General features: G+C 47.5%; 20 protein-coding genes and 1 other RNA gene. 1 reads left to right on the top strand and 20 read right to left on the bottom strand.

Annotated elements, in window-relative coordinates; all coding sequences use genetic code 11:
- Positions 1-2: 2 nt before the first annotated feature.
- The 20 genes from H9J30_RS14965 to H9J30_RS14870 all read right to left on the bottom strand — a co-directional run bounded on the left by H9J30_RS14965 (position 3) and on the right by H9J30_RS14870 (position 11,652).
- Positions 3-314 carry a VpaChn25_0724 family phage protein gene (locus H9J30_RS14965; RefSeq protein ID WP_240131712.1) on the bottom strand — a complete coding sequence of 104 codons (312 nt, stop codon included), beginning with the start codon at positions 312-314 and terminating at the stop codon, positions 3-5.
- Positions 314-649, bottom strand: coding sequence for a DUF2730 domain-containing protein (locus H9J30_RS14960; RefSeq protein WP_240131711.1), 336 nt, complete (start codon positions 647-649; stop codon positions 314-316). The genes H9J30_RS14965 and H9J30_RS14960 overlap by 1 nt, the downstream gene beginning before the upstream one ends.
- Positions 646-858 (bottom strand): hypothetical protein, encoded by a 213-nt coding sequence (locus H9J30_RS14955; protein ID WP_240131710.1) that lies wholly within the window; start codon positions 856-858, stop codon positions 646-648. The genes H9J30_RS14960 and H9J30_RS14955 overlap by 4 nt, the downstream gene beginning before the upstream one ends.
- A gap of 96 nt (positions 859-954) precedes the next feature.
- Positions 955-1,524 carry a hypothetical protein gene (locus H9J30_RS14950; RefSeq protein WP_240131709.1) on the bottom strand — a complete coding sequence of 190 codons (570 nt, stop codon included), beginning with the start codon at positions 1,522-1,524 and terminating at the stop codon, positions 955-957.
- Positions 1,521-2,093 (bottom strand): lysozyme, encoded by a 573-nt coding sequence (locus tag H9J30_RS14945; protein ID WP_240131708.1) that lies wholly within the window; start codon positions 2,091-2,093, stop codon positions 1,521-1,523. Before H9J30_RS14945 ends, H9J30_RS14950 begins: the two co-directional genes overlap by 4 nt.
- Positions 2,083-2,430, bottom strand: a complete 348-nt coding sequence (locus H9J30_RS14940) for a hypothetical protein (protein ID WP_240131707.1) — start codon at positions 2,428-2,430, stop codon at positions 2,083-2,085. The genes H9J30_RS14945 and H9J30_RS14940 overlap by 11 nt, the downstream gene beginning before the upstream one ends.
- Before the next feature lie 84 nt (positions 2,431-2,514).
- A complete protein-coding gene (locus H9J30_RS14935) occupies positions 2,515-3,558 on the bottom strand; it encodes a hypothetical protein (RefSeq protein ID WP_240131706.1) in 1,044 nt (347 codons plus the stop codon).
- Entirely contained in the window at positions 3,558-4,811 is a 1,254-nt protein-coding gene (locus H9J30_RS14930) for a hypothetical protein (protein WP_240131705.1), read from the bottom strand. Before H9J30_RS14930 ends, H9J30_RS14935 begins: the two co-directional genes overlap by 1 nt.
- Positions 4,812-4,869: 58 nt before the next feature.
- On the bottom strand, positions 4,870-5,325 hold the full coding sequence (locus tag H9J30_RS14925) for a Mor transcription activator family protein (protein ID WP_240131704.1): 456 nt from the start codon (positions 5,323-5,325) through the stop codon (positions 4,870-4,872).
- On the bottom strand, positions 5,318-5,923 hold the full coding sequence (locus H9J30_RS14920; RefSeq protein WP_240131703.1) for a gp16 family protein: 606 nt from the start codon (positions 5,921-5,923) through the stop codon (positions 5,318-5,320). Before H9J30_RS14920 ends, H9J30_RS14925 begins: the two co-directional genes overlap by 8 nt.
- Positions 5,923-6,153, bottom strand: a complete 231-nt coding sequence (locus H9J30_RS14915; protein WP_240131702.1) for a hypothetical protein — start codon at positions 6,151-6,153, stop codon at positions 5,923-5,925. Before H9J30_RS14915 ends, H9J30_RS14920 begins: the two co-directional genes overlap by 1 nt.
- Before the next feature lie 28 nt (positions 6,154-6,181).
- Positions 6,182-6,253, bottom strand: an RNA gene (locus H9J30_RS14910) — hammerhead ribozyme type II.
- 2 nt (positions 6,254-6,255) lie between these two features.
- Positions 6,256-6,528, bottom strand: coding sequence for a hypothetical protein (locus H9J30_RS14905; RefSeq protein ID WP_203432773.1), 273 nt, complete (start codon positions 6,526-6,528; stop codon positions 6,256-6,258).
- Between the two features lie 18 nt (positions 6,529-6,546).
- Complete coding sequence (locus H9J30_RS14900) at positions 6,547-7,173, bottom strand: DUF3164 family protein (protein ID WP_203432771.1); 627 nt, start codon at positions 7,171-7,173, stop codon at positions 6,547-6,549.
- A gap of 4 nt (positions 7,174-7,177) precedes the next feature.
- Positions 7,178-7,393, bottom strand: a complete 216-nt coding sequence (locus tag H9J30_RS14895; RefSeq protein WP_011070972.1) for a hypothetical protein — start codon at positions 7,391-7,393, stop codon at positions 7,178-7,180.
- Positions 7,393-7,887, bottom strand: coding sequence for a hypothetical protein (locus H9J30_RS14890; protein ID WP_240131701.1), 495 nt, complete (start codon positions 7,885-7,887; stop codon positions 7,393-7,395). Before H9J30_RS14890 ends, H9J30_RS14895 begins: the two co-directional genes overlap by 1 nt.
- Positions 7,874-8,440 carry a hypothetical protein gene (locus H9J30_RS14885; RefSeq protein WP_240131700.1) on the bottom strand — a complete coding sequence of 189 codons (567 nt, stop codon included), beginning with the start codon at positions 8,438-8,440 and terminating at the stop codon, positions 7,874-7,876. The genes H9J30_RS14890 and H9J30_RS14885 overlap by 14 nt, the downstream gene beginning before the upstream one ends.
- Before the next feature lie 55 nt (positions 8,441-8,495).
- On the bottom strand, positions 8,496-9,215 hold the full coding sequence (locus H9J30_RS14880; protein WP_224021760.1) for an AAA family ATPase: 720 nt from the start codon (positions 9,213-9,215) through the stop codon (positions 8,496-8,498).
- Between the two features lie 69 nt (positions 9,216-9,284).
- Positions 9,285-11,432: a DNA-binding protein gene (locus tag H9J30_RS14875; RefSeq protein ID WP_240131699.1), complete on the bottom strand. Its 2,148-nt coding sequence runs from the start codon at positions 11,430-11,432 to the stop codon at positions 9,285-9,287.
- Positions 11,425-11,652 carry a helix-turn-helix domain-containing protein gene (locus H9J30_RS14870; protein WP_011070967.1) on the bottom strand — a complete coding sequence of 76 codons (228 nt, stop codon included), beginning with the start codon at positions 11,650-11,652 and terminating at the stop codon, positions 11,425-11,427. The genes H9J30_RS14875 and H9J30_RS14870 overlap by 8 nt, the downstream gene beginning before the upstream one ends.
- A 186-nt stretch (positions 11,653-11,838) precedes the next feature.
- Here H9J30_RS14870 and H9J30_RS14865 point away from each other — a divergent pair, with 186 nt between their 5' ends.
- The gene (locus H9J30_RS14865; RefSeq protein ID WP_345796057.1) at positions 11,839-12,561 is read left to right on the top strand and encodes a LexA family transcriptional regulator; all 723 of its coding nucleotides are present in this window, start codon (positions 11,839-11,841) and stop codon (positions 12,559-12,561) included.
- Positions 12,562-12,749 lie beyond the last annotated feature (188 nt).

The following is a 12,749-nucleotide window of genomic DNA, read 5'->3' as shown; positions in this document are numbered from 1 at the left end:
GGCTATTCTCCCGCCCGTGGACGCTTAACGCCTGGCACTGTTGCGCGGCCTGTGGCTACATCTTGGCCGCGACCTGTTAGGGTGGCGGTGGTCAACTGTTTTTGCAAAGGATTGCCCACTAACTCGGTTTTAATCAGTCCTTGCTCGGCCAGCCAAGCCAGCTGCACCTTTAACGAGTCGCGGCTAATGTCGAGACCATAGGCAATCAAGCCATCTTGTAAGATGGACTCATTGAGTGCGAAGGCTCCCGCTTCGGTTAGTAATCGAAGCACCACAAGGCGTTGGTGCTCATTGATAATTTGCTGCATCGCCATTAATGGCCTCCTTTTAGTTCGTTTTCGAGTAGCATGTCGGTCTTGGTTTCGAGTCGCCTAATGCCTTGTTCCATTGCGCCAAAGCGAGCACCTAAGCCTTCGAGGGTTTTATCTAGGGCATGCAGTTCGTCGCGGGTCGGCATGTACTCCAATTGCATTTCGGTTTCGCTTAGGCGCTTGTCGATTTCGGCCACCGCTTGGACGATCTTTTCGTGCTCAATGCGTGGGGTAAAGCGCGTGCTAAACCACGCCATGAGCAAGGCGCAGAACACGCTAATCACACTGCCAATAAAGCCCCAGTATTTGCCGAAAAATTCAAATAACGATTCGATCATAAACGCGTCCCATAGCGCTGCTTTTGGCGCTTATCTTCATCCTGTTGGCAACTAATACAGCGCTGGGCTGTGCGTCGTTCTGGCTCCACCGCCTCATGGCAATCAATGCAAATGCCATTACCTTGAGGCTGTTGTTTGTGGCGGACGACATCAATGCAAGCATCACGCTCGCGGGTTTCCATCGTGCTAGCCCAATCGTTTTCATCCATGCCTATCCCTCATATTTGGCTTATTTTGTTTGGTCTGTTTGGTGCCGTTGCCGCCAATCGTGCAGGGCTTGCCAGTCAAGGTTGCATTGCCCTAAGTCAGCGAGCAGAGACAGCATCAGCTCGGCCATTGCGGGATTGGCTAGGCACACGGTTTGCTGCGTCAGTAGGCACTGGAGCACGGGTTGTGGCACTTGGGTCACTTGGCACTCGCGCATCAGTACTACGGGCGGCAATACATAGGCTGTCGTGTAAACGGGCACGTTGCGCACAATCGGCTGCGTGGCTGAGCAAGCGCACAACATCGTTAGGCACATGAGCATCGCGCCATGCTTTAGCATCTTCATTGGTAGTGTCCTGCAACAGTTGATTGAGTTGATTTTTAATGGCTTGATGGCGGCCTATTAGCGCTGCCTTTTGCAGCGAGACTTGCTGTAATTGCAGGGCAAGCTGATCTGACTCAGCCGCTAATGCGGCCTTATCCGCATCGGATTTGCGCAAGCTTTCCGCCAAGTTATCCGCATCGGTTTGCAGCGTTGATTTATCTGCGAGCGCTTGGGTAAGTTGGTTTCTTGTTGTCGCTAATTGGTATTGAGCTAAACAAAGCACTGCCACAAAAAACGACACAGTTAGCCATTGAATAGCGGTACTAATTTGGGCGGGCGTCATTGCGTTATCCCTCCGGCTGTGAGTTCGGATAAGCAAATGGCTTGCTCTTCGGCTCGGCGTTTAATCAGCCCATTAAGGCGTACTTTGACACCTAGGCGGGTGCCATACGTCCAACCATTGCAGACGCGCTCACCCGCTGGATGTTGAGGCGTGGGGGAGTTGGTAGAACATGCCTGGGTTAACTCCATGCAGGCTCCCACACGATCCCCCGCAAGTAACTTTTTACGCAGAGTTGAGCTGGCAAAGTTGCCGTATCCCGCCCAATGCATAAACGACAGGTAAGCCGCGTGCTCGCCGTCAGTGAGCCTTGCAGGGGCCGTGAGTTGCAGCAGCTGCTTATCAGCACGGGCGATATCCTTGGCAAAAATCTCCATGCATTGCTGCTCTGTAAAGGTTTGCCCAAGCTTTAAGTCTTTACTTGTGTGGCCACGGCAAGCGGTGAGTACGCCTACCGCATCGACATAAACCGTTAGGCTATTGCCCTCCCATTTATCGGTAAGCTGTGCGCCAGTAATTGCAGCTGAGCTTAAGCCTGCGGCCATTAAAAATGCCTTGAGTTTACTGTTCATTCGGCACCGCCATAGCTTGTGCCTTGCGTTGTTCGCGGGCTTTTTCCTTTGCTCTCAATACGTGCAGATAGGTGACGGCATGCCAGCCCTGGGAGTAATAACTCTGGCGGGTAGCGCTGTGGCTATAAAGTGGGACTTTTTGTTCGAGATTTGCAGGCACATCGCCTGCATTCTCTGCGGCTAAGTGCGCTTTGATGCGGGCATTAAACCCGTCTAAAGCGCACTGCCGATAGACTCGGTTTTGAATGCGACTGATGTGAAAGCCAGAGGGTCGCGCGTTGGCAATCGGCATGCTGTTAACGCCGCTGCGAACCTTGTTATGTGAAATGAAGGCCATAAAAAAACCGAGACAGTGAACATGGGTTCATTGTCTCGGCTTAAGGGTTTGGAGCGGATTGGAAAGGTTTCGGGATTATAATTTTCAGGTCAAACTATCGAAGCACAATACTCTATCGAAGCCCCAATAATCACATAAGCATCCAATATATGATTTAGCTTCATGCGGCATATCAATAATAGAAGGAATATTTACACTCATAGCTACTTGCTCAAACAACTTAGCCTGACCAAAAGAGTGCTTGTTAACTTCACTTTCAGATAGGTAATCAGCCAAGATGTGTGCTCTGCTATTATTTAACTCATCTAATAAACCTTTCTTGATTATAGCTGCTGCACCACTTCCATCTGGTAAATAGCTAGTAACAAGAGCAGATGAAACACCAAGCAACATTTGAAGACCAGCTTTTCCCTTCGTGCCGAACTTTATTCCCTCAAATATCAGTGTATTCCTTTCTCCGTGAGTTCTAAAAGACAACTCTTTAAACAAATAATCCATACATATCAATGAATAAGACAAAATCAGATAAAGACAGCGTATAGCTGCATTTTTCTTATATGGTTTTAAAATAATTTCATTTAAGAAAAATTCAGCACGAATAAGCAAATAATTAAACGTATCAAAATCTATTCCTGACAATAACTTAGCTCTACATTCATCAACTTGTTTTTTCCAATCACCATCAAACTTTCCCAAATCATCACTTAGGATTTCCTTTATAAACTCTTCCTCAGAAATTCTAATTTTGTGGGACGGTTCATAACTTTTTACTTTAGAAAGAAAATTACCGTTCAGAACCTGTACATCTAATTGTCTTGCAAATGTTTCTAAACTTGCACGCCTGTCAGTTGTTGCAACAATTGCTTTATCAACACCCAGCAATCTCTTAAGTCCAGCTACCCATAAGATTCGTTCCATCGCTTGTGGTTGTTTTTTGTTTTTTATATCGACAATTGCTAACTCTCGAGATAGAGGAGAACCTCGAGAGTAAAGCCATAAATCTACATCGGTCACAAAATCCCCTTCATGGACCAAAGGCATTCCCCGTATAACGTAATATCCAGACTGAAGAAAATAGCTTCTCAGAGCTTCCTCCATCTCGTAACCTTTAGTACCTGTTGCAGCCATCACATACCTCCTGTACGTAACGCGTCAAGAAGACCTAATTTTACATTCGGATGTATATCAATATCTTTTTTTATTTTAATTCTGTTTGTCTCTGGGCCGGTATAACTTGTTACGGAAGAACCTGTTAATTCAGTTAGAGCGTCTTCACTCGCAGTCCCCTCGGTGAGGACTTTCAAGGCTAGCTCGCCAATTTCCTTTTTAAGCAATCTCATCATTGGACCCCGACGTCCATTTTTTTCACCTTGTCGGACGGCAACGACTCCTTTTAGCTCCAAAATTCTATAATCTTGTCCGATAGCAGGTACTGGCCCAATTTCATTACCTCTAATTAAAGCACCAACTAACAATGTCACATCCTGAATTTTTCCGCGTTCCCAATAGCTTTTGGTCATTCCATAGGTAATAGAGCTTACAAAAGCCTTTGCTAAATCAAAAGCGTCATCAACTAGTGGATCTGTATACTTAGTAAATGCTGATGGTAAAGTTACAAATCCAGCTTGTTCACTTGAATTACTTACTACGTTTATATCGTAAAGACCAACTATAGCTAATTTTGTAAATAAATTTTCTCCAAGCACTCTTTTCACATACTCAACGTTAAGACAGCCTTTAATTTTAAGTTCACCATTGATTTGATTGGTTAAATGAATTTCTGATTGATTTAATGCAGAAAGAACTCTATGCACCTTAACGGGGTTATCACGTCTAAAAATATTACCGTTATAGTATAGATTTTCTTTGTCACTCAACGGTTCATAGTCTATAAATCCTATTCCCTCACTGTCTGACATCAACTGAGTAACATTAGCTGAACTTATTTTGTAAGTATCACCCAAATACTCCTTCAACTCAGCACCAGTGCGTGGGCGACCCGAACTAAGCTCGGCAAGTTCAATAACTGCTTTCTGATTATTGGATGGAGATAGCCCTTTAAATATATTATCTACATGTGAAAGTACTGCCGAACTGGTCAAACCTATAACGCTAACATTCCCATCAGATACATCTACAAGTTTATGTTCTGACAATTTCTGTAAAAAGCTATCAACCGAGTATTTATCTATGTTTGCAGAAACGGCTAGGGACTCTACATGGTTTTTTGGCAATATTCTTCTGTTGTCAGACGTGATCGCTGACATTAACTTTCCGAGCTTCCCAGCATATTCAATTTCAGAATATTGAGGTTGGTGAGACACAGTTTGCAGCTTATTTGCGTGATGAACGACCCACGCACCAACAACTTTAGAATCCACTAAAAAGCCCCTTGATTACAGATAGTTAGTAATTTACGATACTATCGACTAAACTATCTTAAAACAACCCCCTTTGCTTCCTTGCCACAAATGCCGACCTTTGCTGTGCGACTATCTGGCTGATCCGTCTTTCGGTAAGCCCATACTGGCGGCTTAACTGCTCTAGGTTATTGCCCTTAAACTCTCGCCAAATACGAATATCCCGCAGTGCATCCTTAAGACGTTCACCATTGGGGATATAAATATCACGCCCGCCTAGGTAGGCACTTAGACTGGTGGCTAGGGCTTCACTGACATTATCGGCATTATCAATTTCATATTGCTTTAGGGTTTGGCGCATCACATCGCACAGGCTTTGCAGTGTTGAGGGCCAGCGACGAATAAAGTCCTCGCGCTCATCGGGTTTAAGCGTGGCTAAGGTTTCGAGTGCTTGTTCCAACTCGGCGGCACTGGTGGACAGTAAATCCAGCTGGCTATCAGGCATGCTCATTGCATCTTGCTTAAGTTTACTCATAACCATGGCCCTCATACTGTGCAACGATGGACTCATAGGCGGCTGGCTGTGTGCCTTTTTCATTCATTTTTAACCGCTCACCACGGGCGATAATGCGCTCGATTAATACCCGCTTATGCCAGTTTTTAAGGCTTTCTAATACCTTGTAGGCTTGCGGCTCTGTCATCCAAGCGGTGGCATCCACGCCTTGGGTTTGGTTATTGGCAATGTGGCTGCGTAACGTCATGCGGCGCACATAGGCATCGAGGGCTGACTCGCTGTTATCCTGGATCACTAAGTGGTGGCCCATGGTGATCCAAATGGCGCGAATTTTATCAATAGAGGCAACTTTACTGCTGCCAGCTGCTGGGCTTAAACGGCGCTTTTTATGGCCGTTTAACGTGGGTTTAAAGCCCTTTTGTTTAAACACTTCTAGCGCCTGCTCAAGCTCGGGTAAGTTCATAGCCCGTAAGGAATCCTTACCCGTAGCGTGTTTTAACATGGCGCGGTAAATAGCCTCGTCAAGCCGCAATGATCCCTTAGCCACATTGATTAAGGTGATTAGGCGCTTCTTATGTAGAGCGACTGGCGCTGGAGCTTGTTGATTCGTTTTTAGCATTATTCGTCATCCTCATCGGTTGTCGTTGCTGATTCAGTCACTAGCACGCGAATGGCTTTAGGTTGGCTTTTACGTTGTGGCCAACCACGGCCTAATGCCCCGTTCAAATAGTTCACAGCCCATTGCTCGCGATCTGCCAGCAATTCGGCTTTGCTTTTACCTTTGCGCACTGGCCGGGCTGGACAGTTGGCAATGGCATATTTCAGTAAGCGTTTTGCGTAAGGGGTCATTTGCTCGCTCTTTAAATCGGTGTACTTGGGTTAGCTGCTCATCAGTGCCCAATCACTACATTAGGCAGACCGCGCCCCATGAATGGGGCGGGTTTCGCTTGGTTATGCTTGAGTGTTCCTAAGTGATCGCTTGATAAAAAAGCTAATCACGCGGCGCTTTTCTCCCGCAAATTCGTGGCTAAATCCACGCAGTTCGTTAAGCAATGCGGCACCGACCAGCAAGCATTGGTGGGGCGTGTCGGCCGCCATGGCGCTGAGTTCACTGCGCAGGGTTTCGTAGTTGGCCTCTAACAACGCAGCAATCCGCAGCTTAAAAGCCACACGGTCTAAGGCGGCTTGGTTCTCGTTGAGTAAATGTTGAATACCTTGGGTCATGTTGTGCTCCTTGCGTCTCTAAAGCGTGCTGATATCCAGTGGGAGTTGAGTGTATTTGCCATTGGGTTGACGCTCGTATAAGCGCAGATACTGGCTAGTTCCGGTGATTTGAATGGCGTCGGCAATCGCATCCATGGCCTGTTTCCAGTTGGGATCATCAATATCCAACTGGCGCAGGCTGAGCACTTGATTAACGTCGATGCGACCTTGCTGGTTTACCCGAAACGCATGCTCAACCATGGCCATCAGGCGGGTATCCGCGCCACCACTCCAGCTTTTAATACAGTCATCAATTAAGGTTTTAGCGGTTTGGATGCGCTCATCAAATACGCGGTGCTCACCCACGGCCCGGCGCACTTGGTATTGGCCGTCAAAGGAGGTAAGCAAAATATTGCCCTTAGCACCGCCGAACTTAGTGCCATACTCAGATGAGGACAGCTCCACAAAGTCATTGATATTTGCCATGGTGGTTAGCTTGAATTCGGTCATCGATTGGCGCAGCAACTTGGCGTTATTGACTATGGTCTTGACCACCTCATCACGCAGTTTATCTACTGGCTTAATGCGATCTTCATGTACGAGATCCCCTACTGCGTTTTTGCGATAGCCTGCGGGGATCTGCTGGTTAATTTGTTGACTGGTCATGTTGTTACTCCTCATTCCAACGAACGGTTACACCATTAAATTGCACCGCTCGACAGCGGCGACGAATGCCTTTGATGTTCTCGATAATGTCTACGGCCATGCGGCGAAAATCGGCACTCGGCTTGTCGATTTGCACGACTTTTACGCCTGAGTGGATCACCGTCATGCCGCGTAGTCTTAGGGCGCTAATCACATCGAATTTAGGGTTGTGGTGTCTCATCAGTTTTGTTCCTTCATCACTCGATTAAACTTTGTTCCAAGGTGTTTCAGCTCGTCTTTGAGTAGGTTAATCAGTACTGATTTATCCTCCCCCGCCTGCAGCTGTAGGCGACGAATCGCCCCTTCGGCGTCATATTCGTTTCGGCGATTAATTAGCGTGGGCTGCACACTAAATGCGGGGGTGACATTCAAGGTTGAATGCGTACAGCCACCTCGGCAGGCTTTATACAACTTGATCCGATAGGGGCTTCCCGTGGTGCGGGTATTACTTTGATGTGCGAGACATTCATTTAATGGAATTTCTCCCAGCACAGGGCAAAGCACTGTGCTGTTGATGTATGCCCCTTCCACCAGCTTTTGGATGCGAGCCATATCGCCTGGGTATTTGTGGTTGAGAACTAGGCTAACGGTAGTGCGTGAAAGCTTAAGCTTTTCCGCTACCGCTCTTTGGCCATACAGTTCGACCTGTTCGGCCATCACCTTAAGCCACTGCATAGTGGATCTCCTTGTTTAAATTGGCGTCAAAAAGCACTTTATATCGACGCTTCGGTGCGATGGGACCTGTGTCTTTAAGCAAGCGATATACAGCATAAACACCTGCTCGCTCTGCTGTTGGCAGATGGTCAGAGCGACCTCGAACCATACGCACATAGCCAAACTTGATAAGAAAGTTGGTATAAACTCTGGCGGTGCTCATACTGACTTCAGCAGTGGCCACCAGATCTGGGTATGTAAAGTTGCGCAGCAAACGCATAGATTGCCAAACACACTGCTGCCCAGTGCCTGCGCGGTGTTTCTGCGCCCGCCCAGAACCACGATGTTTGTATTCAGCCTGCTTGCATGGTTTGTAACGCTTAGGGGTAAAGCCCCCTTTGAAACGCTCTGGTGTAGGGTATGCAGTAGGTTTTATACAGCCTTGTTTTTTAAGTGCTTCGATAATGCTCGAGCACTGTTCAAGCGGTAGTTCGATGGCCGCTGCTAACTCATCCCTGGTGAAACTCTTTTGAGCTTGGGCCCATGCCCATGCCATTTCGGTTTTGTTCGTCATGACCTATCCCTAAAAATGACCTAACCCTTATTTGCTCTAAGTGGCGTGGGTTTGGTTAACGCCTAAATTCTAAAAACAATGGCTGGTCGCCCCAGTTGTCGAGGGTGACAATATCCATGTCATTAGCGATTGCGCTGCGCTCAATCTTTTCTAGCGCAGTCAGGATACGGCGTACCTCACCGCCGCTGCGTTTGCGAATATGCTCCAACAGATCATCGGCCACCGTAATGCGGTCATCTAAAAGCTCTGCGGCAAAACTATGGACGTCGGATAAGTCGGCGGGTTGGAACTCCACCCATTCAGATACACGGTTGAAAAGCTGCTTACGGTGACTAATACGGCGAGCGATTTCTTCCATACCCACCAGCACTACAGGTTGTTCGGTGGCGTCATAGAGATCGCGAATGGTTTCCATGATTTTGTTTTGACTAACAATGTGGTCAGCTTCGTCGATAAACAGTGGCAGTTGGCGCTCATTCATACGGTCAACAATAAAGTCGACGCTTTTACGCATCGGATAAAGTATTTCAGAGCCCAACTCCTCCATAATTCGAGCGAGAAATGAGGATGGAGTGTCGGTTGCATAGCAACGCACATAAATGGCGTTCATTGCCCCTAGTTGGTTGATAAGCCAACATAAAGTGGTGGTTTTACCAAATCCTGATGGGCCATGGATTAAACCAATGCCTGGGGTGATGGATGAGCGCCCCTGTAGGTTCTCCATCAGTTCTAGGCATGCCAGTACATTTTTAACTTCGACAATTTTGTGTTTCATAATCTATACTCCGTGGTGGTAAACAAAGTTTTAAATAGGACTTCCTCGTCCCTTCAAAAGCCGCCAATCCTACTTGGCGGCTTTTTTTGTCTCCTCTAATTGCCTGTCGAGCCTTGCGGCAAACATGCGGTATTTGAGGCGGTATTCTTTTAGCCATAACTTTTCACGCTCACTTAGCTCACGCTCAAGCGTTGCTAGGGTTAACTCTTCGGCTTTTTCGTGTTCGGTGCGCATGACCGTGGCGTGATTTTGGTTAACCCTTTGTGCAGCCGCGCTAATGGCTTGAGCTTGGTGGCTTAAGCTGGCGAGTTGCTGATCGCTATCGCTGCTGGCTTGTGCAAGTGCAGCCAGTGCAGGGTTATCGGTGGTATTCGGTTTAGGGGTAAAACTGGTTAAGCTGCCACGTTCGGCTGCGGCTTTGGCCAAGCCTTCGGCTGCCAAGGTATCGATGCCAAATTTTTCTTGTAGCTCCCGTGCTGCACGGCGGAAGCTGGCGAGGACTTTCTTATCTTCATTGCGGGCTTTGCGAAAGGCTGCCGGATCGATATCGCGACCAATCAGATCTAAATTCACCGCATCAACGCATTGCTGCCAGTTATCGAGGGCATATAAGGTTGCGCGGCCCACATCGGAAGGATCGAGGAATACGCGCACCCGTTTTCTGTCCCAGAGACTTTCTTGAAGTTCGGGGGCGGTATAGCGGATATTGCCAGCACTCACGCTACCGCGAATAACCGTGGCATCGCCGACATGGTTAAGTAATAAGTCGAGGGCATGGGGATTAGCTACACGGTTAGCGACATAGGCGCTTTCGCTCATGACGGAAAAGGGGGTTTTGCCTTTTAACGCGCCTTTAAAGCCTTCATGCACCTGGTGCATGTAGTCATATTGAATCCAGTCATCGATCATCTTTTGCAGTGCTTCTGGCGTCATGGCCACTGATAAGGCTTCTTCTTTATTGGCGGCCTTGTTTTTGCCGCCAATCCGTTGGGCGAAGGCTTTGGCAGATTCGATTTGCTGACGATCACTGACGTTATGGCCAATATAAGCAGGCAATAACTCAAACAGGGCGCGGCTTAATGTGCCGAAGAAACGCTCGATATAGGGCTTTTCCCATCCACTAAATGGGCGGGTGCGGGATTGGTCGATACCTAAGATATCGAAAATGCCGCTTACTCTTAGGCTGACATAGTCAGAACCGTTGTCGGTACGCGCTACCCCATCGGCTTCTAACATGCCCCAGTTGAGTAGGCAGCGACGCAGTAATAGGCAGATGCCTTCGGCGTTAGAGGTTGGGGTGACTAAGACCATGGGACGGCGGGTATAAACATCAACCGCTGCCACAACGGCATAACGACGCAGTTTGCCGTGGGCATTGAGCATGACATCCGTTGGTGTGCTGTCGAACTCCCAAACTTGATTAGGGCCACTGAGCCATGGGTACATAGTGCCGTAGAGTGGACGGTGCGAATTATTGTACGCATCGGGATTGGTTAGCGCGGTAAACGCGGCGATGTTGTCACTATGCCAGCGACGTATCCAACGACGGATTGAGCCAATTGAAGGGACAATCCAGCCATGTTCTGCGGCTTTCTTTTGTGCTTCTTGCTGCTGGACTTTGTATTTTTCGAGCAAATGCGGCTTGCCCGTGACTAAAGCAATTAAGAATTGTTGCAGGTCTTTTTGCTCTTCCATCACGCTGACTTGCGCACCGCCCCGAGTATCGACCAGGCCCATTAATCCTTTTTCGTCATAGGCTTTTTGCCAGCGATATAGGGTGGCTTTTGATTGATTGCACTGCTTAGCGAATACCATGACACCTTCGGTGCGGCGACCTGCCTCAACAAAGGGTGTGATGAAATTTGCCATATCATTGAGTAGCTGCAGGCGCTCCATCGCGACTTGTTGTTTCGCTTTAGGCAGCGTTAAAAATTGCTGTTGTAATTCCGTTTTTTTAACCAGCTGACTTGCTGGCGTTGCTATCAATTGGCGTGCTGCTGCGACTTCTCGGCTTGTCGTATTTTTTACGGCTTGCCGACGAAGATGCGCCTGAGTGATAGGTGGAAGGCTACCAAGATGGTATTCAAATCCTTTGCTACCCTCTTTCTTTCTGGACTCCCAGCTTTCTGTCTTTGCTTTAAACCTGATACCCTGAACGGTTGTGGGCATGCCAGGTAATTGCAGAAGTTCTTGAGGGCTGAACCATGTTTTATTCATGTTCTTCCCTCAACAAGTCGCAGCCAATAGTTTTGCTGATTTCTTCAATTATCTTGCGAGATAAAGCGCGTTTTGGTTTACGCTGTTTACAGGGTGCAAACATCTTGATGCAGTCCTGAACGGTTCTCGGATTGAAGCCTTTAGAGACAGCCCATGCACGGCTAGTTAGCCCTTGCGCCCTTAGCGCTGCATGGATGTGATTGGCATTCTCTATTTTCATGGTATTTTTCCGTGTTAACATGATTACTCGCGCATTGCGCAACTCGCCAAATGCGCGATATAAGAACGATACGATACTAAAAGACGCATTTCAACGTCTTTTAGTGACTTTCTTTTAAATTATTTAACGGCCCATTGGCCATAGAGGGTAAGGCGTTGATAGAAAAGCGCTTTATTTAAATTTAAAGTGAACACTAAAAAAGAAAGTGCACTTTCTTTTCCGTCGGCTGGAATAGAAAGCTTTGGAGAGCGTCTTAAAGAACTGATGGGCGACGAAAGCCTCAGAGCATTTGCGAATGCTATCGACACCTCAGAAGGCGGTGTTCGTAAGTGGTTTACTCAGTCGACTATGCCCTCGTTTGATAAGATGGTTCGTATTGCTCGCCGTTATCATGTCAATCTCGAATGGCTATGTACTGGTGAAGGCCCAAAATTCCCAGGCGAAACTGCGGCATATGAAAGTGTGATTTGTAAGACTGAAGAGTTCTCAGAAGAATATGCACTTATCGATGGCTACCATACTCAAGTGAGTACGGGCCATGGTGCACAGTGGGATAATGAACGAGTAAGGCGCAAACTAGCCTTTAGATCGAAATGGTTGCGTTACCGAGGGTTACAGCCTGAAAACCTGCGGGTGGTTTTCGCGAAGGGTGACTCAATGGAACCAACGATCCATTCTGGTGACTCGATCCTGGTGGATATCACTGACGCAAATCTTTCTGACGGCAGTATTTTTGTCCTGCGCATTGGGGAGGATTTGTTTGCTAAGCGTGTTCAAGTCCATATTGATGGCAGCATCACGATCATTAGCGACAATAAAGAGTACAGAGAGCAGCGGGTGCCTGTTGTAGAACTCGGCCTACTGAGTGTGGTGGGCAAGGTTGTGTGGATTGGTAAGGACGTGAAGTAATTCTCATATAGGCGGCGTGCGGCTAATTATGAATGCACGCCACCTCAATTTCTCATTTAGCTAGTCAATCTTTTAAAGCCTCGTTAAACACCCGTCAAACCCGCATAAACAAAGGGAATTGCTCACATGATTTCAGCCATTCCCGGCTAATCTCGATTTCTCACATCACTAGGTCGGTTACACAAGAG

The sequence above is a fragment of the Shewanella cutis genome (assembly GCF_022410515.1).
Taxonomy (GTDB): Bacteria; Pseudomonadota; Gammaproteobacteria; order Enterobacterales; family Shewanellaceae; genus Shewanella; species Shewanella cutis.
The sequence above is the reverse complement of the archived record's forward strand: the minus strand, read 5'-3'. Positions and strand labels throughout refer to the sequence as shown.